At 44.3% G+C, this 20,556-nt stretch carries 13 protein-coding genes; 11 read left to right on the plus strand and 2 right to left on the minus strand.

What is annotated here, in order from left to right; genetic code table 11:
- Position 1 precedes the first annotated feature (1 nt).
- From metH to hrpB, 4 genes are all read left to right on the plus strand, one after another.
- Positions 2 to 2,629: a methionine synthase gene (gene metH / locus CWC29_RS04195; protein WP_138521688.1), complete on the plus strand. Its 2,628-nt coding sequence runs from the start codon at positions 2 to 4 to the stop codon at positions 2,627 to 2,629.
- Positions 2,630 to 2,842: 213 nt separating this feature from the next.
- Positions 2,843 to 3,727, plus strand: coding sequence for a type 2 periplasmic-binding domain-containing protein (locus CWC29_RS04200; protein ID WP_128727970.1), 885 nt, complete (start codon positions 2,843 to 2,845; stop codon positions 3,725 to 3,727).
- On the plus strand, positions 3,727 to 5,595 hold the full coding sequence (locus CWC29_RS04205) for a GGDEF domain-containing protein (protein ID WP_138521686.1): 1,869 nt from the start codon (positions 3,727 to 3,729) through the stop codon (positions 5,593 to 5,595). The genes CWC29_RS04200 and CWC29_RS04205 overlap by 1 nt, the downstream gene beginning before the upstream one ends.
- 76 nt (positions 5,596 to 5,671) lie before the next feature.
- On the plus strand, positions 5,672 to 8,179 hold the full coding sequence (gene hrpB, locus CWC29_RS04210) for an ATP-dependent helicase HrpB (protein ID WP_138521684.1): 2,508 nt from the start codon (positions 5,672 to 5,674) through the stop codon (positions 8,177 to 8,179).
- 8 nt (positions 8,180 to 8,187) lie between these two features.
- Here hrpB and CWC29_RS04215 read toward each other — a convergent pair whose 3' ends face one another.
- Positions 8,188 to 9,420, minus strand: coding sequence for an immunity 49 family protein (locus CWC29_RS04215; RefSeq protein ID WP_138521682.1), 1,233 nt, complete (start codon positions 9,418 to 9,420; stop codon positions 8,188 to 8,190).
- A 125-nt stretch (positions 9,421 to 9,545) separates the two neighbouring features.
- On the opposite strand from CWC29_RS04215, the gene CWC29_RS04220 reads away from it, so the two are divergent.
- The 7 genes from CWC29_RS04220 to CWC29_RS04250 all read left to right on the plus strand — a co-directional run bounded on the left by CWC29_RS04220 (position 9,546) and on the right by CWC29_RS04250 (position 18,747).
- Positions 9,546 to 10,349 (plus strand): MBL fold metallo-hydrolase, encoded by an 804-nt coding sequence (locus CWC29_RS04220; RefSeq protein WP_138521680.1) that lies wholly within the window; start codon positions 9,546 to 9,548, stop codon positions 10,347 to 10,349.
- A gap of 64 nt (positions 10,350 to 10,413) precedes the next feature.
- Positions 10,414 to 11,517 (plus strand): hypothetical protein, encoded by a 1,104-nt coding sequence (locus CWC29_RS04225; protein ID WP_138521678.1) that lies wholly within the window; start codon positions 10,414 to 10,416, stop codon positions 11,515 to 11,517.
- Positions 11,518 to 11,691: 174 nt separating this feature from the next.
- Positions 11,692 to 12,948, plus strand: a complete 1,257-nt coding sequence (locus CWC29_RS04230) for an efflux RND transporter periplasmic adaptor subunit (RefSeq protein WP_138521676.1) — start codon at positions 11,692 to 11,694, stop codon at positions 12,946 to 12,948.
- Between the two features lie 11 nt (positions 12,949 to 12,959).
- Positions 12,960 to 13,682 carry an ABC transporter ATP-binding protein gene (locus CWC29_RS04235; RefSeq protein WP_138521674.1) on the plus strand — a complete coding sequence of 241 codons (723 nt, stop codon included), beginning with the start codon at positions 12,960 to 12,962 and terminating at the stop codon, positions 13,680 to 13,682.
- On the plus strand, positions 13,682 to 16,108 hold the full coding sequence (locus CWC29_RS04240; RefSeq protein WP_138521672.1) for an ABC transporter permease: 2,427 nt from the start codon (positions 13,682 to 13,684) through the stop codon (positions 16,106 to 16,108). Before CWC29_RS04235 ends, CWC29_RS04240 begins: the two co-directional genes overlap by 1 nt.
- 40 nt (positions 16,109 to 16,148) lie before the next feature.
- Positions 16,149 to 17,483, plus strand: coding sequence for a sigma-54-dependent transcriptional regulator (locus tag CWC29_RS04245; protein ID WP_138521670.1), 1,335 nt, complete (start codon positions 16,149 to 16,151; stop codon positions 17,481 to 17,483).
- Positions 17,476 to 18,747, plus strand: coding sequence for an ATP-binding protein (locus CWC29_RS04250; RefSeq protein WP_138521668.1), 1,272 nt, complete (start codon positions 17,476 to 17,478; stop codon positions 18,745 to 18,747). Before CWC29_RS04245 ends, CWC29_RS04250 begins: the two co-directional genes overlap by 8 nt.
- Positions 18,748 to 18,790: 43 nt before the next feature.
- Here CWC29_RS04250 and CWC29_RS04255 read toward each other — a convergent pair whose 3' ends face one another.
- Entirely contained in the window at positions 18,791 to 20,245 is a 1,455-nt protein-coding gene (locus CWC29_RS04255) for a hypothetical protein (RefSeq protein WP_138521666.1), read from the minus strand.
- Between the last annotated feature and the right edge of the window lie 311 nt (positions 20,246 to 20,556).

Consider the following 20,556-nt stretch of genomic DNA (forward strand, 5'->3'; position numbering starts at 1 on the left):
CATGACACAAACCGCAGTATTTACTAATGTCGGTGAACGTACCAATGTAACGGGATCGGCAAAATTTAAGCGCCTTATTCTAGAAGAAGATTACGAAACTGCATTAGATGTTGCCAGAGAGCAAGTTGAAAATGGTGCTCAGGTAATTGATATCAACATGGATGAAGCCATGTTGGACTCAAAAGCAGCGATGGTAAAGTTTCTCAATCTGATAGCGTCAGAGCCGGATATTTCAAAAGTTCCCATCATGGTTGACTCGTCTAAATGGGAAGTCATTGAAGCGGGCCTGAAATGTATTCAAGGTAAAGCCATCGTAAACTCAATCTCCTTAAAGGAGGGTGAGGCGCCATTTATTCACCAAGCTAAAATTATCAAACGTTTTGGTGCAGCCGTGGTGGTGATGGCGTTTGATGAAGTTGGTCAAGCGGAGAGCGCAGATAGAAAGTTTGAGATCTGTCAGCGCTCTTACAAAATCTTGGTTGATGAGCTTGGGTTTCCGCCAGAAGACATTATTTTTGACCCAAATATTTTCGCGGTCGCAACGGGTATCGAAGAACATGATAACTACGCCGTTGAATTTATCGAGGGTACGCGCAGAATTAAGCAAAACCTGCCGCATTGTAAAGTGTCAGGGGGCGTGTCGAACGTATCCTTCTCATTCCGTGGTAACAACCCTGTGCGTGAAGCGATCCACTCTGTGTTTCTTTACCATGCGATTAAAGCAGGTATGGATATGGGGATCGTTAATGCCGGTCAGTTAGCCGTGTATGACGATATTCCAAAAGAGCTCCGTGATGCCGTTGAGGATGTGATCCTCAATACCGACGCCGGTGCTGGCGAACGATTGGTTGAGATCGCACCTAAATACTCTGGCATGGCGCAAGCCGAAAAACAGGAAGATTTAGAGTGGCGTTCTTGGCCAGTTGAAAAACGCTTGGAGCACGCCTTAGTTAAAGGGATCACCGAGTTTATCGACGAGGATACCGAGGCTTGTCGGCAACAGTTTGATAAGCCAATTCAAGTGATTGAAGGACCTCTGATGGATGGTATGAACGTGGTTGGCGACTTGTTTGGCGCGGGTAAAATGTTCCTGCCTCAAGTGGTGAAATCTGCTCGAGTGATGAAGCGTGCGGTTGCCTACCTTGACCCTTACATTGAGGCCGAAAAAGAAGAAGGCTCGAGTAACGGTAAAGTGATCATGGCCACGGTTAAGGGCGATGTACACGACATAGGCAAAAACATTGTGGGCGTGGTACTGCAATGTAATAACTATGAAGTCGTGGACTTGGGTGTAATGGTGCCGGCAGAGAAAATTCTGCAAACGGCCATTGACGAAAACGCTGATGTCATTGGCCTGTCGGGTCTTATTACGCCTTCCCTTGATGAAATGGTGCATGTTGCAAAAGAAATGACGCGTCGCGGCTTTGAGATTCCCCTACTCATTGGTGGTGCAACCACATCGAAAGCGCATACGGCGGTTAAAATTGAACCCCAGTACGACAAAGGTGTGATTTACGTCAACAACGCCAGTCGTGCGGTTGGTGTGGTATCTAGCCTGCTAAGTAAAACACAAAAGCCAGAATTTTTAACAAAAACCGCGGATGAATACGTCAAAGTGCGAGAGCAACAAGCGCGTAAAAAGCCACGCTCAAAACCGGTTACCTTAGCGCGAGCTCGGGATAATGCGGTAAAACTTGATTGGCAAAACTATACGCCACCGGTACCAAGTAAGTTGGGGATCACTGAGTTTAAAGATGTGAGCATCAAAACTCTGCGCGATTACATCGACTGGACGCCATTTTTTATGACTTGGTCATTGGCTGGTAAATATCCACGTATTCTGCAAGACGAAGTGGTTGGTGAAGAGGCGCAAAAACTGTTTCATGATGCCAATGCCATGTTAGATCAACTAGAGCGAGATGGTAGTTTGCAGCCACTTGGTGTGATTGGTTTGTTCCCGGCTAACCGCGTGGGTGACGATATTGAGATTTACAAAGATGAGTCACGAAGTGAAGTCTTGGTTACGTCATGTCAGCTGCGCCAGCAAACCGAGAAAACCGATTTTCCTAACTATTGTTTGTCGGATTATATTGCACCTAAAGGCACACCTGATTATTTCGGCGCATTTGCCGTCACTGGCGGCCTTGAAGAAGACGACTTGGCCGAGGCATTTGATGCTAAGCAAGATGACTACAACAAGATTATGGTTAAGGCAGTTGCAGATCGCTTAGCCGAGGCATTTGCCGAATATCTGCATGAGCAAGTGCGTAAAGTGCACTGGGGGTTTGCTGCGGATGAAGCACTAAGTAATGAAGAGCTTATTCGTGAAAACTATCAAGGGATCCGCCCTGCGCCTGGTTATCCAGCGTGCCCTGAGCACACCGAGAAACAAAAAATTTGGCAACTGTTAGATGTCGAAAACCGTATCGGTATGAAGCTGACTAGTTCATACGCCATGTGGCCGGGAGCTGCGGTGTCGGGTTGGTACTTCTCGCATCCAGATTCTAAGTACTTTGCCGTTGCGAGTATCCAAAAAGATCAGCTAGAAGACTATGCCGCGCGTCAAGGGATGTCGTTAGAAGAAGCGGAGCGTTGGCTTGGTCCTAATATAGGATATGAAACCGCATAATAACTGAATTGAAGCCTAGCTTAACTTAATCTAAGGCTGAGTTAAGCTAGGCTTTTTTTATTACCTTCACTTTTTTGAGTTTTAACGTTTATTTGCAGACTGATAAATTTCAAATCCAAATTCATTAGAATATGTTGTTTAGTAGTTAACAGAGTGAGCTAAATTCAAGTATACTGGATTGAATAATGGTTAATAATAAGGCTTTGCTCAATAATGAAGATGAAGTGGTTGTTTTCACTCCTTTTTATTTCCAATCTCGGTTGGGGGAGCAATCAGCTGGTTGTTGATATTATCAGTAGCGAAAATTTTAGTCAGCGTTATGAGGACTTTCTTGCCGGTCGTGACGTTTTAGATGTAGATTCTTTTTTCCCAAGCACAAATGGTTCTCATATTGAAATCATCGAAATGGTGCTTTTACAGCAGGCCCTGTTTCTTGGTGGTGAAACACGTAAAGTCATATTTAATCCAAAGCCTTCGGTGAATATTCTAGAGTTTTCTGATCTAATCGCTGGGGAAAGCCTCATCCTTGCTCGCAGTGTTTGGCATGAAAATATAGTGGACTATCGCGGCTCACTATTTATCTCAGATCCGATTGTTGAAGTAGGAGATTACGAAGCTGGGCTATACGTCACTAAACGCAATGTCGCACTGCAACAAACGCCGCTTTCGCAGCTAAGACAGTTGAATGTTGTGTCTAATCCGCAATGGGAAGTGGATTGGCGTGCTTTGATGAATACCGATTTACATATGGTGAGTTTTATTGGCCCATGGGAAACCATGTTAGCAATGGTAGAAAGCGATGTGGTCGATACCATGTTGATTAACTTTAGCGTGAGTGACTCTTTAACCTTAAATTTTGAGGGTAAAGAATATGTCCCAATCGAGAATATTAAGGTTGTCTTACCAGACTCTCGACATTTTGTCGTCAGTAAAAACCACCCTGAAGGTGAGCAAATATTTGCGGCACTCAATCGTGGGTTAAGGATACTGAAACGACGAGGTGTGATTAGAAGGGCGCTGACAGAATCCGGTTTTATCAACAAAAAAGTGGCGAATTGGCAGGTAGCTAACGCTAAAATGCTGGTGGGAGAAAACTAATGCAACCAGCCGTTGTATCGCTTTGCATAATGATGAGCTCTCTAATTACATTTTGTGTTTTTGCTTACGAACCATCAGAGCAAATACAGCGCAATTTAAACGCGCTACAAACGTCTGCTGAACAAGATTATGACTTGTCTTTATTACCGGAGATTAGAGCGCTGCGAGAGCAAGCGCGTGCGCAAGGTAATAAGCCTTTGCAAATCAAAGCATTATTATTAGAAGGAAGTATAGTTCAACACTTTGGTGAGTTTGAGGATGGTCTAGACTTACACCAACAAGCGTTGCAGTTGGCCGAAGCGGATAATAATAAGTTTTTAAAAGCAAACACATATCTTGCCATTGCTCACCTTGATATTGACTTAGAGAGCTATGAGTTAGCACAGCGTTATTTGGATAAAGCGTCATTGCTGGCTGAGCAAATTGATGATAATGCCCAAATAAAAGCCGATATCAGTCTTTGGCAGTCGCGCTTGAATATGGATAGGGGAGCTTATCGTTTAGCGCTAAAGTCTTCTTTCGTACCTGAGATTTCAGGTATTCGGCAAGAGACTATCGCACAGTTAAAACTCACACGTTCGTGGGCTCATTTACAGCTTGGTGAATACTTACAAGCCAAGCAAATTCTAGATGATTTAGACGATGCGGGTTATCTGGTTCAAAATCGAAGAATGCGGATAATGTCGACGGTGCAGCGTGCCAGAGTCGCTTTACAAAGTGGTGATTTTGCAACGTCAATTGAGTTAGCTCAGGCCGGGCTAAGAGACACACTTGGTACACGTTTTTTACTCTTTCAATCTCAGTTACAATGGCTATTGGCCTCAGCCCATGCTCAAATAGGCGATTATCAGCAGGCACATCGCTATCTAAAGCGCTACGCTGTTACTGAGCAGTCACTGAATTTGCAAAAGCGCAATAACAAATTACTTAAGCTAGAAGCACAGTACTCTCTTGCTCAGCAAAAACAAGCGCTTAACGAATTGGAGCGTGATAATGCCCAGCAGGCAAAACAGATTATGGCGCACCAACAACAGATAGAAAACGCTAGATTAAGCCAGCAGCGTTGGCTATTGATAGCCTTGCTTGCATTTACTCTGGTGCTGGTATTTTATTGGCGATGGCAGAATCGCCGTTACACCAAGCTGTTAGAGAGTCAGGTTGCGCAACGTACTGAGGAGTTGGCGGAACGAAACAAGCGTTTGCAAACCCTAAGCTTCACTGATAGCTTAACTGGGCTTAGCAATCGACACCACTTTTTTAGTATGATTGATAGTACCATTGAGGTACACAGACAAAAGTGGCAAGTTCCGCAAAGACAACAGAACGCCGATCTGATTTTTGTCATTGTTGATATTGATCACTTTAAAAATATCAATGACAGCTTTGGCCATGCGGCAGGAGATATTGTGCTGCAAGACTTTGCTGAAATCCTTAAGCAATGCACAAGAGAGTCAGATATTTTAGTGCGTTGGGGTGGAGAAGAGTTTTTGCTGGTGATGCCGGATATGGACAGAGCGGCTGCACACGAAGTAACAGAACGGATCCGTCGCCAAGTGGAGAGCTATCCATTTGTGGTGAACGATCAAACGATTAACTGTACATGTTCAATTGGCTTTGCGCCATTCCCGTTTGACCCAACACAACCAGATAAGCTTAGCTGGGAGCACGTGTTGGAGTTAGCCGACGGTGGTTTATATCTGGCGAAAGAATCTCATCGTAATGCTTGGGTTGGTGTCCATACCGGAGACGAGGAAATGCAAAGTCCAGCCGAGCATGTGGTGCAAAATCTACGCTCATACTTACAAGCGGGCAAACTAAAAACATGGTCAAATCTATCCGATCTTATTTACGCTTGTAATACTCGTTAAGCGAATTCGGCTGTTTGGCGGCATCAAGTTTAGGTGTATCATATTGAGCAAGATAGAATAATAAAGTGTTAGAGTTTTGCTGCCGATTGAAGCCTTTATACCTGAGATTATTTCCACCTTATCCAATGATAACCGTTTAGTATTGCAGGCCGAACCCGGCGCAGGTAAATCGACCTTAGTGCCACTGCGTTTACTGCAAGCTGATATTTTTTCCGGTAAAAAAATCATTATGCTTGAGCCACGTCGTGTGGCGGCAAAATCTATTGCGACCTTTTTAGCCAAACAGTTGGGAGAATCGGTCGGTGATCGAGTTGGTTATCAAATCCGAAACGAGCAACGTGTTTCATCCAACACCCGCTTGGAAATCGTCACCGAAGGCGTATTGACTCGACGTCTTCAAGCGGATCCTGAACTTAGTGATGTTGCACTTATTATCTTTGATGAATTCCATGAACGTTCTATTCATGCGGATTTAGCCTTAATGCTCGCGTTTGAAGTGCAACAGGCGTATCGAGATGACCTCAAATTGTTGGTGATGTCTGCCACCATAGACACGGAGCTACTATCTAACTATCTGAATGGCGCACCAAAGTTATCTTGCCCAGGTAAAACCTATCCTGTTGAAGTTGAATATATCGGAAAAGCGAGCCGTTACTTGGCGGATCATGTGTTAAGTGCGCTGCGCCATGCTTTCACTCTGCAAGGCGATGGTGATGTACTGGTTTTTCTACCCGGACAGGCTGATATTCAGCGCTGCATTGAGGCTTGCCAAGTACTTGACCAAAGTAATATTGAGCTTATGCCTTTGTACGGCGGATTACCCTTATCTGAGCAAGAAAAGGTGCTCAATAAAAGCGATGGTGCATCCAGGCGTGTTATTTTTGCGACTAATGTTGCTGAGACCAGTTTGACTATTACCGGGATCACTGTGGTTATAGATTCTGGCCTTGAAAAACGCTTAACCTATGATGTTAAAAGCGGTCTCTCTCGACTCGATACGGTGATGATCTCAAAGGCATCAGCAACACAACGAGCCGGGCGTGCAGGTCGTCTACGCGCAGGTCACTGTTTACGTCTTTGGCGCGAAAGCGAGCATAATAATTTACGTGACTTTCAGCCAGAAGAAATCACCACCACTGACCTATCTGACTTAGCGTTAGAGCTAAGTGCGTGGGGGGTGACTCAATACAAGGACGCGAATTGGCTAACACCGCCACCGGTGCAACATTTTTCGGTGGCCTGTCAATTAAATCAATCGCTTGGCTTGGTCGATGCGCATAATAAAGTGTTAACTGCTGGGCAGCGTGCACTACAACTGGGTGTTTCGCCTCGTCTTGCTAGCATGCTACTGCGATGTGAGACGTCTATTGAGCAACAACTTGCTTGTTTTTTGGCGGCGATATTAAGCGAGCGAGATATTTTAGTGCAAGCCAACACAAGTGACGTATGTGAGCGAGTTTTAGCATTGATTGAGTTTGTTCAAGACCGTACCCGTGCCGCCAAAGCATATCGCTTGCACAGAGCTGCCGCAGAGCAGGCCGTAAAATTGGCCAAATCATTTGCACACAAACTGGGAATTAAGCTCAAGAGTGAAGCAATCACCCTTGTAGATATTCAAATCTTAGTGCCTACTTTATTGCTCCATGCCTTTCCTGACAGAGCTGCACAAAAACGTCCTCAAGGGGATAACCGCTACTTGCTTGCGAATGGACGGGGAGTAACATTACGTGACGGCGATCCGCTGCAAGGTCAGGCCTACTTGATTGTTTGTGATGTGGATGGCAAAAATAAGGATGGCTTGGTATTTCTTAGCTGCGCAATTGAAAAGGGCACATTACTTGAGCAACTAGCGCCATATTTGAGTGAGGTGGTGCGGTATCAACTGGATAGTAAAAAGGAGGCGATTCAGGGCCGTCAACAAGTTAAATATCATGCTCTAGTATTAAAGGAGCAAAACCTGAGTCAAATTCCCAAAGAAGCGTTTGCCCAATGTGTGAAGGATATTCTCACATCGGAAGGGCTTGGTCTGCTCAATTGGTCGGCAAAAAGTCACGCATGGCTTGCTCGAGCTAAATGGTTAAGTGAGCACTTGAATACCTTCCCACAGATATCTGAGGCAAGTTTGATGGCGCAGCTTGATACTTGGTTATTGCCCTATTTGACGGGCGTAAACACTATCAAACAACTGAAGCAACTGGATATTTTTAATCTGCTTCAAGCGACACTCACTTGGGATCAGCAACAGCAACTCGAAGCGCAAGCACCTGAGTTTTATGTTACGCCAAGCGATAAGCGAGTCGCGATCCGCTACGATGAGCACCAAGGGCCAACCGTTTCTGTGGTGTTACAAGAAATGTTTGGTCAATTGACGTCGCCGATGCTCGCTAATGGTCAAGTCCCGGTGCGATTCGAGCTGTTATCTCCAGCGAAAAGGCCAATCCAAACCACCAGCGATTTAGGCAACTTTTGGCAAACTTCTTATTTTGAGGTGGCCAAAGAAATGCGTGGTCGATATCCAAAACACCGATGGCCAGATAAACCGCTTGAGGAAAAGCCTGGCCGCTCCATAAAACCGAGAGGTTGAAGCATGGTTTAGTCAAAGCTTGGGTAAGCAAGCCAGTGAGGAATATACTGACTTTGCTGATGTAGCTTAAAACCAAAAATATCATGCGCTAAAATTGTAAGCGCAGTAAGGGGGAGCGAGTATAGCTCTCTTTTTTGTTGCAGTGGGGAGCGGCTGAGATAATATTTATGATGTAGTTCCAACGCTTGTTGTATCGCTTGATTAAACGCTTGCGCGTCGCTGAACATTCCTTGTATCACTTTAGTGAGCGGATATTGAATAGTTCGAGCATATAAATGCTCTTCATCCTCACGGTTAGAAACGTCATCGTTACAGATGTTAGTTAACGCTGGCGTTATGTCAGAGTCACTGGTGAGCAATGCCTGATACAACTCGATAAGAGCAAGCTCAAAGGTTGTGCACGGCGCTTGATCTGGACTGCATTGAAACTCGCTTAGATTAATTTCTTTGAGATAATCAATGCTGCCTTGCTGGCGTGTTAGAATGGATATATTAACCGCTTGCAACCAGGCTTTTGGCGTAATACTCTCGGGACTGGAGGTACCAGTATACCGAAACGCATCGTCAAGATGGATTGTAAAAGATTGATGTGATTTGAAATGATTTAAAAACACGCCCAACCCTAGTTGTTGGATCATAAGCAGATATCGCCATGCAGTGTCGCTATTTGGTAATAGATGAACCATTCTGGGAATAACTTCGTTAGTACAAAAATCAAATAGATTATAGAATCCTAGCTTTGGATAGTAGTCTAGATAACATATATAAAGCTCAATGCGTGAATCGGCATAATGCACTAATTCAGCATCGTCATTTAGCATTTCTTGGGAAAACATGTGCTCGATGATTTGTACGATTTCTAGATCGCCTTCATCCATAGCCGCTACTTGGTAACTGGTATTCAGCATGCTGTCCGTATCCGTCGCTGGTGGCATAGCGACGCTTGCGATTTTGGCGTCTTTTAGAGCTTGGCGTTGCGCATTGAGCTTATGTCGATTAAAGAACCTAAATACGAAATAACCCAGTATTACCAAAGATGCGTAGTTTGATAAAGTCGCTCTAAATTCGTCTTGCTCTTCATATATATTAAAGAATAACCCCAATATAAAAAAGAAAGCGATAGAAGCAAGCCAAAACATGCCCCACCTTTTGGCGCGAGAAGGTGACAATTTACCTTTGGCATTGATGGTGGTGAAAATTAAGCAATTTAACATGATGACAAAGAAAGCGGTTATCTGCATTTAACATTCCTTTTTGTCTTTTTAGTGAATCCAATTCGAGCCTCAGATTAAAGAATTTGGCAAGCCTTGTAAAGGCAGCCTAATGGTTATAGTGTGAGCAATCTAATAATATAAAGGAGTGTGTAATGCGGTCTATCATGGCGCTCATCTTACTGGGCTTGATTGTTGCTCAGCCAGCTTATAGCGGTGAGTTTGAAGTGCTTTATCAATCTGACACAGCAAAAGTCGTTAGAGATAAAAGTTATGGCACGAGCATTGGGATCTTTGCAACGAAAAGGGGAGTGGTGGTCATTGACCCCACAGTTGAAGATACAGATTTGCCAAAGCTCAATGATTTGATACAGAATAGCTTTCAGAGCGAGAAAAAATACCTGCTAAATACACATCGTCATTCGGATCACACAGGTGGTAATGCTTTTTTCCAACAGCAAGGTTTTACACTTATTGACAGCTCGCAAGGGTTAAAGGAGCTTGGAGTGATAAAGCATACTCAAGCCGTTTCACATACCGCCAATGACAACATCCTCTATCATCCCACGAGCAATATTTTGTTCACCGGAGATATTTACACCACAAACTGGCATCCAACATTTTATGCTGGGGGATTAACGGGTTTTAATAAAGCGGTCGATTTGATTTTATCGATTGGCGATCAAAATACGCTGATTGTGCCAGGACATGGCAAACCTACATCGAAAAGAGAACTCGAACAACATAGAATTCAAACATTCGCTTTGGTTGAGCGGGTGAAGATTTTGAATCAGGCGGGTAAGTCGGTTGAGCAAATAAAGGACGATGAGGAGATCAAGCGCTTATTAGCGCAGTTCAATCTTGAAGGAAGACAACCTTTTCTTCCAGAGCGGGCGCTTACCCGTTTTATTAAGCGCACTATTGGTGTGCTAGCCCATTATCCAGAAAATCACAAGTAAACTCAGTTTTAGTTAAGCTTTGTTCATCAATACTAAACTTTTAGCATTCTAGGTGTGTATGTAGATGGACTGGGCTAAAATAGGTAAATTCGTATTACTTACTATCTTGGTGGTATTAAGTTGGTCATCAGCTTTTAATACCTCCATGATGGCCTTTATCGATGATGCGCTACTGCAGTCTTCACTCGTCTATGCTTCAGCACGTACGGTGAATGGTGCTATTTCTTTGCTGCAATCTGCCGAGGTTGGTATTGGTGTTGCCAGTATTCAGCCTGCGCAGCTACTCGATCCTATCAATGATTTAGCCGAATACATTTCTGATGTGATGCAACTAGCCATTGGCTCTTTGTTTATCCAACGTATTCTCTACACTATTTCCACTCATATATTATTCAGTGTTGCTTTTACCTTTACCGTAATTGGATATGTCGTGTCCTGCTATTTAGGACTTTGGCAAACGGTTAGAACTAAAATCTTAGCCACGATGCTACTGATCCGTTTTGTGGTTCCGTTTGTCATTCTATCGACGGGTCTCACTAGCCAACTGTTACTGGACCAAGAAATAAATAAACAAAGTGAAGTGGTGTCGAGCAGTGTTGACCTCTTCCAATCTCAAGCAACAAGGACCAGTACGCAAAGTGCAAAAATAAAAGCCCAAATCACCAGCCAAAAGCAAAGCCATAGTGAGCAAATAGCGCTATTGACTAAACAGCAGATCCGTCTTCATGGTGAAGCGACTGAACTAAATGCTGAAATTACCGCGCTGGAAGGTGATATTGAAGCGGCTCAAGCAAACCGTAGTTTATCCGAGTGGCTAACATTTACCAAAAGTGAAGAGGCTAAGCCACTGATTGAAAAGCAACAGCGATTGGCCAGCGATAAAACAAAACTCGACACTCAAATAGCGCTTATCAATAGAGAAAAAGATCAACATCAACACGCAATCGAAAAGCTCAATGAGCAGCTTCACGGTAGCAATGAGGGGACGCTAAGCCGAGCTATAAAAGCGGTTTCTAGTGGTATTAGCGATATGCTCGACGCTGCTGAGTCACTCTTTATCGACTTCTTAAACGTGGTATCGCTTTTAGTGCTGAAGTTAGTATTGATGCCGCTGTTGTTTTTCTATTTGGCGAGCAAAACCTTTAAAGCAATTTGGCGAATTAAATAGGCTATCTAAACCAGTTGGTCTTTGCTGAGCGGCAGGTTTCCCATAACTGATATTACACAGTCCCAAGTTAGGGAAAGTTCATACAGGCGAATTATTTTAACTTAATAAAAATCAATAGGTTAAATTTGGCCTAAATATCGTATTACCGTATAAAAATAATAACATGGTAATTCGATGGATATTCACACTAGCCTTGCCAAAACGGCTAAAAAGCCATTTCGTCGGTGGTGGCTGTTAACGACCCTTATTTTGCTCGCTGCAATGGGCGTATGGATTGTGCCTCACGACCAGCAAATAGATGCTGAAAAGCTTAAATTTGCCACCGTTCAATCCGGACCGATACAGTTTAGTGTTAAAGGCTATGGCCGATTACGCTCAAAGATCAGTAGAGAGATCACAACCGCATTTGCTGCGCAAGTTGAAACCGTACTGCATCTTCCAGGCAGTAGGGTGGAGCCAGGCACCGTTATTTTACAGTTAACCAATCCTGAGTTAACTCAGCAACTCCACCGAGAAAGACTGGTACTCGCTAGGCAAAAAGCCAATGTTGAAGCATTAAGGCTAAGCCAAGAAAGTGAGCGACTTGTATTGAAAGGGCAAAATACTCTACTCAGCAGTGAGCTTGAAAATGCCAAATTGCGAGAGCAGGCTGAGCGCCAACTAGTCACCCAAGGCATAGTTTCAAGCTTAGATCATCAGCGCTCAATCTTAACGGTCGCTCAGTTAAGCGAGCGAGTAAAATTCGCTCAGCAGCAACTTAGCCAAACCAGTGCATTACACAAGCAAAGAATTGAGATTGAGCTAGAGCTATTAAAAGAATATGAGCTGAGCTATCAGGTCGCGCTTCAGGCGGTGGAGCAATTACAAGTCACTGCGGGGATCAGCGGCATGTTGCAGCAAGTACATGTCAGTCAAGGTCAAGCAATTACACGCGGGCAGGCGCTAGCCGTGGTGGGTAGTGAGCGAACTTTGGTAGCCGACTTACTGGTGCCAGAGCGAGAAGCAAGCGAGATTATCTTAGGTCAACGAGCAGTAGTAGACACCTTTGTTGGTCAGGTTGAGGCTAAGGTCAGCCGCATTGTGCCCATCGTACAAGATGGGCGTATTGCGATAGAACTGACATTACTTGGAGAGCTGCCAAGCAATGCTCGCCCACTTTTGACTGTTGAAGGGCAAATTTTTACAGCAAAAAAGACCGCCGCACTTTCACTGATTAAGCCACCGCGTGCAACTCCACAATCTCAGAGTCAATTATTTGTTTTAGATAAACAAAACAACATGCTTATCAAAAAAAGTTTTAAGTTTGGTAAACTAGCCGGCAATGCCATAGAAGTACTCGAAGGCGGTGTATCCGGTGAGCAAGTGGTGGTGTCAGAGATGTCTGACTACCAGCACCTAGAAAAAATAACAATTAAATCACTCAATCGGTAAAGGAAGAACAAATGGACAAGACAATTTTGGCATTACATCAAGTGAGCAAAGTGTTCTTTGGCGAGGATGTTCAAACTCACGCCATTAGCAACATTAACCTCGAAATTGAAAGGGGCGATTACGTTGCGATAACTGGTCCGTCAGGATCGGGAAAATCCACCCTATTGAGCATTCTTGGACTATTAGATGACATCACTTCGGGCAGCTATCGCATCCAAGATATAGAAAGCAGTGCACTAGACGCAGACACGCAAGCAGAGCTGCGTAATTTGCATATCGGTTTTGTCTTTCAGTCATTTAATCTACTGGATGGGTTAACGGTATTTGATAATGTGGCTTTACCGCTTCAGTATCGAGAGCCTGCGCTTGCGACTGACGAAATTGAGCGTCGTGTGATGGGCGCACTTAAGCAAGTTGAAATGTCTCACCGAGCAAAACATAAACCAAACCAACTATCTGGTGGGCAGCAACAGCGAGTGGCTATTGCGCGTGCGCTGGCAGGCGAGCCAAGTATTTTATTAGTCGATGAACCAACTGGAAACCTCGACTCCAAAAATGGTGATGCGGTAATGGCCTTGCTGGGGGAGTTGAATAGGCAAGGCACAACCATTTGCATGGTGACGCACGATATTCGCTATGCAGGTTATGCCAAGCGGCAAATTCAGCTTTTAGATGGGGTACAGGTTTCATCAAGCGTTGTAAAACGTGATAGTTGTACTGCGGAGGTGGTGTAATGGGGTTTTTGCAACTTCGGCGTCAACTAGGGCTGGCAATCAAAAGTTTGCTTCAAGTACCGAATTTTTGTATCACGCTAGTACTGACGTTGGCACTCGCGTTAAGCTGCTTTTTTGTCGCATTGAGTCTGTTTAGTGGCTTTTTTATTAAGCCGCTTGAGATTGAAAATGAATCACGATTTGTGGTGGTAGAACAAAAGAACGTATACCAAGATAGAGCGTCAGAAGGGCTGCAGAGCTTTCAAAACATGCTGAACTGGTATCAGACTCCCTCCATATTTGAAAAAAGAGCTTTGATCAGTAGCTTTTCCGATGTGGTTGAAAATCTAGCTGGCAAGCCAAAGCTTACGCTGACTTTTGCAAGTTCGGATTATTTTAGTATGGTGAAAATGCCACTAGCACAGGGGCGATACCTAACGCCGACGAAAAGCATTAGCCAGAAAAATCCAGAGGTCATTATTTCCTATAAACTTTGGCAACAATACTTCAATGGTGATGACAATGTGCTTGGGGAGAGTTTACGGATTGTTGGCAGACTGTACACCATCGTCGGTGTTGCTGCACGTACGCATGGTGATCCTTACTTTTTAAGTGAAGGAAATGGGGCGCTGTGGCTTAGTTTCTCTGAAGATGAGCGATTTTTTGGTGATCAGCGCGGCGAGTATCATCCGTGGAGTAGCAGGCTAAACAACTTGAAGTTACTGGCGATATTACCAGTCAATAGTGGTCAGGATATCCTCGCAGAGCAGCTATATCAAAATGTTCAACTGCACCAAAGCGAATGGAAATCGGCTGACGAAGCGTTACTTGATATTGAACCTATAGTGCGTTCGTACCGTGAGGTAGAGCTGGCGGGACATGACAAGCTTGCCATTATCGTGTTGTTGAGTGTGTCATGCTTGGTACTCATTGCAATTTTTAATGTGAGTAATTTGTTTATCTCTCGAGCTCACACCATCCAACAGCAACTGGCCTTACAAGCTATGCTCGGTGCGAAGCGTAAGCTGTTGTTTCGTGGAATTTTGCTAGAAGCGCTGTTATTGGTGTCAGGCGCTGTGCTGGTGGGGTTATTTATCGCGGCGTGGGAGCTGAGGTTAGTTAAATCGCTCACCAGTGGTTATTTGCCGCTGATTGACACTTTAACCTTAGATACCACAGTGCTGCTCAGTGCTATCCTAACCGTACTGTTATTGGCTTTATTGTTTGCATTTGTCACCTCACACATGGTTGATTTTAGCCAGCTTAAGCAAAGCATGCAGTCGTCAGGTAAAGGCAGCGTAAAAGCGGTACGAATAGCGACGACAAAAACACTGGTTGCGGTACAGCTGTTTTTTACCACTGCGTTGGTGCTTGGGGCGACCTTGGTGCTATGTAAAAGCGCCGATACCTTGCTTAGACCGCTCGGAACAAAGTTGGACAATATGTATAGCGTGATGCTGCATATTCCCGCAGATCCCACTCCATTTCCCGCGCGTTACGCCAATATTGAAGGATTCAAACTCGCGTTGGCTAACATTCCAGGCGTGTTAGGCGTCGCCCATGGAGAAAGTCCATTACAAAGCGATGTCCCTGTGGTTGCTATGCAGGACATGGCGGGTGAATGGACACCAAGCATGGTTAGAGGTAACGTTGGGCCGGATTATTTTGCATTAACTGGGCTTGAGCTCGTTGCCGGGCGCACTTTTAGCGAAGCTGCAATTCGAGGCGAAAAGGAAGAGGCTATTGTTTCTTGGGCTGCGGCACAGGCGTTAAAACCAGATGGGGATGTGATTGGTGAAACGTATTTTATTTTTAACCCAGATGTACCTGCTGAAATAGTCGGTATCTCAAAAAACTTCAATTACCCTAAACGTCATCATGAACTTCAAGGTAAAACTGTTTGGCTACCTGCGCTGCCTTTGGGTTATCCATTTATGATAGAAATGGAACCGGGAGCATCACTTACTCGCGCTCAGATCCAAAATGCCATCAGCACCGTGAATGGTCAGGCGGGAATATGGCGTTTTTCAAACTTAACAAAGACATATCAGAGCATTACCTATTTGGAGCGCCTGACTTTACTGCTAAGCTTTGCGCTTTGTGGTTTTTGTTTGTTGTTATCTGGGGTGGGCATTTACGGTGTGCTTAACTATAGCTTTCAACAAAGACGCTACGAGTTTGGAATGCGAATGGCACTTGGTGCCAAGAAACAACGTTTATATCGGTTGTTATTGTCAGATACCATCGCGCCTATGCTAGTGGCGATGTTGGCTGCCATTATGGTTGTTGCGGGATTTTATATGAGTGTTTCGTCAGATTGGTTGTTGGCAAAATCTAGCTGGTTGCTTGTGGTGATTGTTACCATATTGGCTTTTGCGTTAGCCACGGCAATTTACCCAATGAAACAGTTAATAAACTCGACACCAATGCGTGCATTAAAACATTAAAGTTTGGGCGTAAGCCCAAACAAAATATAAGTAGGAAGTGATGACGCCAGTTTTAATCATCGACGACAACCCTGACGTGCGAATGTCAGCCACCATAGTGCTACAAAGTCATGGTTTTATGAGCCTTGAAGCCGCACACCCAGATGAAGCCAAGGCTATGTTATCGGAGCAGCCCGTTGCGCTTATTTTGCTTGATATGAACTTCAATAGAGATACAACCTCAGGAAAAGAAGGGCTGCAATTTCTTAGTTGGTTGAGACAAGCGCAAATAAGTGTGCCTGTGGTTGTTATTACCGCGTGGGCCAAGGTTGAACTTGCGGTCCAAGCAATGCAGTTGGGCGCATGTGACCTCATTGAAAAACCTTGGCAAAACCAGCGACTGCTGAACACCGTTAGACGCTACACCAAAAGTGCTGAAGCGCTATCGTCATCACATGAACCACACGCAGGCAATAACGCGACCTCTCAGTTATTTCAGCAAGCTCAGCGCGTTGCGAAAACCAATGCCAACGTGCTTATTTTGGGAGAAAATGGCTGCGGAAAAAGTCAGTTGGCTAAATATATTCATGAGAAGAGCGGTCGCTCTGAGCACGCTTTTGTGAGCGTGAATATGGCCGCTATTCCAACGGAATTATTTGAAAGTGAGTTATTTGGCCATTGCAAAGGCGCATTCACCGATGCAAAAGCAAGCCGCACTGGGCGGTTTGAAATGGCTGAAAGTGGCACTTTGTTTTTAGATGAAATCGGCAGTTTGCCGCTGCTACTTCAGAGCAAGCTATTACGCGTGCTCGAAACGGGTGAATATGAAGTCGTGGGAGATTCTGAAACGCGCCGCAGTAATGCGCGGATCGTTTCTGCCACTAATACGGATTTGTCAGAAGCGATTAACGCTGGGCAGTTTCGACAGGACTTACTTTATCGCTTAAATACGGTGGTGCTAAAGGTACCGCCACTCAGAGCGCGATTAGCAGAGCTCCCAAGCTTAGCAGCCCATTTTTTAGCTAAACACACTAGGCGCCATGGTAATGATACCGGGCGGGAGCGCACGCTAACTGCTGCGGCGCTAGACAAATTATTGAGTTACAGCTGGCCTGGTAATATTCGTGAGCTATCTCATGTCATTGAACGAGCAGTGATTTTAGGACTTCAGCCTGAGATAACGGCGGATGATATTGAGCTTGAGGAAGGTGCACCAGAGCAAGAGATCCCACTTTTGAGCCTAGAAGAAGCCGAAAAACGCATGATTGCAAGAGCGATCCGCCATTTCGATGGCAATGTAGTGGCCGCAGGAGCGTTTTTGGGCTTGAGCAAATCTGCAATTTATCGACGCCTAGAAAAGCATGATATTAGCCCAAAGGCAGAGCTTGGTGACTAAGCTGGCATCACTTGAGCACAAGTTACAGGTGGGCTTTGCGATACCTATAATCACACTTGCTATGCTCGCGCTTGGGATGATCTACTATTTTGAGCTTACGCTGTTAAGTGCAATCACTTTGTTGCTCGGTATGATGCTCCCCTCTGCATTCGCACTGAGCTACGGTTATCGGGCAGTAATGCAGGTGCTTGAAAATTTGGCTGTCCAATTGGACGGTATGACCAACGAAGAGTTTGGTGTATGGCAGTTAGCGCAGTACCGCAAGGGCCGGGTTGAATTGCTCAAGGCCGAGCTTAAAGAAGCTGCCAAGCGATTACAGCAAAAGCGTCAAGAATATGGTCAGAATGAAGCTTTTGTATTTAATTTTATTAGCGAACTCACCCTGCCAATTGTGGTACTTGATGCGCATCATCATGTGTATTTTGCTAATCATGCCATGAATACCGTGTATCCAGAGGAGGTGTTGCATGGTGCACATGCTAAAACACTGGCACTTCAGTATGTGGATGAACAATGGCAGCATACGCAGCACATCTCTCGATTTAGCATTGCGGCTCATAAGCTATACCGGGGGCAGCGGGTCTATCAATTACTGGTGTTTTTCTCAGTGGAGCAAGCGCTGCGAGATAATGAAAAGCAGGTATGGCAAAAGCTACTATCGGTGCTCAATCATGAAGTGCGAAACGCTTTAACTCCGGTCTACTCAATGGCGCAATCTCTACAACAAGATGGCAACATCATTTCACCTGAGATGCAGCAAACTATGCTCGGGGTAATAGAAAGCCGTGCCGCTCACTTACAGCAATTTGTTGCAAACTACGCACAAGTAGCGCAGCTTCCACCCGTTGATATGCAAAGCATTGAGGTAGAGTTGCTGGTATCGCGCTGGCAAGCTTTATTTCCCAGTGTTGAGATAAAGGCGCTTGATAAAGGCTTGGTTTATTGTGATGAAGCTCAGCTAACGCAGGCTATGATCAACCTTGTCAATAATGCTGAGCAAGCAAATCAATCTGCGGGGAATGATGGCATAACGCTAACCCTAGATAAACCAAAAAATTGGTGCTTTACCCTAGAAGATAACGGCGCTGGTATCGCCAATCCAGATAACCTTTTTGTACCTTTCTATTCCACTAAACCAAATGGCTCAGGTATCGGTTTGGTGTTGAGCAGGGAGCTTATTCGTAATCAGCAAGGGGAGTTGCATTTGGCGAATTTACCGGACAATAAAGGGGCTCAAGCTGTGGTTACTTTGCTTTCGCGTTAATAATAAGTGGTGATAACTTGGTCGTTATCACCACTTGGCGGGTCTAATCGTTGAGTGTTTTTTTAATCAACAAACCCGCCATAGAGATATCAGTAGAATGTGTCATGGGCGCATTCTCAAGTCCCACAGCGCTTAACACGCCATTTTGAATGGTTAAATCTTGGAAACTGGCGGAACGTGCTGTGCTAGTGGTTTCAGCAGCAATATCGGCTAGGTTTTCAAGGTTGATTTTTCCAATAAACGCCTTGCTATGTTCAACCCAGCTATTTGTGTCCACTTGTACACCACCAGTATGGCCGTACACAAATAATGTGTCGTTGCTGATCTTTACTCCACGTAGCACATCTTCTTTATCTAAGTCATACCAATAACGCTCAGCAGCCCTTTCACCATGGTAAATTTTTACTAAGCCAATATCCCATTCGCTTGAATATCTTGTTTTACCCGTTTTGTTGCGGCGTGCCGATATACCAACAAATACACTGTCTTGGTGTACTTGAACATCCTCAACTAACGATGAGTCAGTATCACTGATAAATTGTTCATTGAGTTGTTCGCCGTCTACATTAAAGGTTTTTACAATCATGTGCATCGCATTTTGTTCAGTGTTATCGGGTATCGCATGGTTGGTCGAAAATTTATGATTGTAGGCAGGAATTGCATCAGTACTAATATTTTGCACTGTGTATAAAAATCCATTCTCAGAGAGCGCCATTTCAATTGCTTCAGACGCACGCGAACTGTTAGCCCAGTAACGAATATCGATCAGCTTTTGCCATTTAAGTTGGAGGTTTACGTCGTATTTCGCAATCTTTTGACCTCCGTTGTTATAACTGACGTACAAGTTGTTGTCATGGCAGGAGAATTTTACATTGTTAAAGCGCCACCATGTAATGCTAGTTTGCGTATATGGAATCTCACTCAATGGATTGTCTGTCGGAATAATAGTGAACGGCTTTTGAAGCCAAGCACTCTTATCAGCTGGGATATCATATTTAACGTCCATTGATAACGCCTTCATTTCAGCACTTTGTAGCAAAGTACCTGAGCTATCATAGCGTTCAAGTTGTACACTAAACTGATCAGTATCTTCACGTTTAAATCGACCTATGACGTATTCCCCTGAGTCAAAAACACAGGCATCAACAAATCCTTCTTGCGTTTTCTCATATTGATAAGTTTGACCCTCTAGGTTCGTGATCGCATAAAAACCTTCTTTATTACCTGATTCTTCAACACTTGATGTTTCTCCAAGCACTAATAGTTTGTCGTCTTTTAAGTTGAAGACGCGCTCCAAAGTCGTGGTGTAACCCAAGTCGCTCGAGTAAACATGATTGTTTTGGTCCAGTGCCGTGATATTGAGTTTGTTTTCGGTGGGAGAGGGTGGTGGCGTGACCGTTTTGGGTGGTGGTGCTTGGTCTTGTGAGTCAGTTGAAGAGCCACCGCAACCAGTTAGTAGGGTAATAGTTGCCACTGCAATAGATAATCCTAAACGCATAGTAAAATCCTTTCAAAAGTGAATCAAAGAAGTAGAGGTTACAAAATATACTAACTTAGGAACAAAATAGAGTTGTAAAAGAATGTTATCGTAGCGGGGTTTTTTGTTATGCCAGCTTTTGTGATCCAATTTCGTCAACTTAGCAATATTTGAATATTTATCTTTCTTTGGAATTTGTAACCTCTCCAGATAAGTAGTTTTACCTTGCCATATTATGGCAACTGAGGATTAGTTAACGTAAACAATAGAAACCAATCTAAAAACTTCACAATTCGCCCACAAACTTTAAGCATGATCAACCGTACACCAAG

Source organism: Pseudoalteromonas galatheae (assembly GCF_005886105.2).
GTDB lineage: Bacteria > Pseudomonadota > Gammaproteobacteria > Enterobacterales > Alteromonadaceae > Pseudoalteromonas > Pseudoalteromonas galatheae.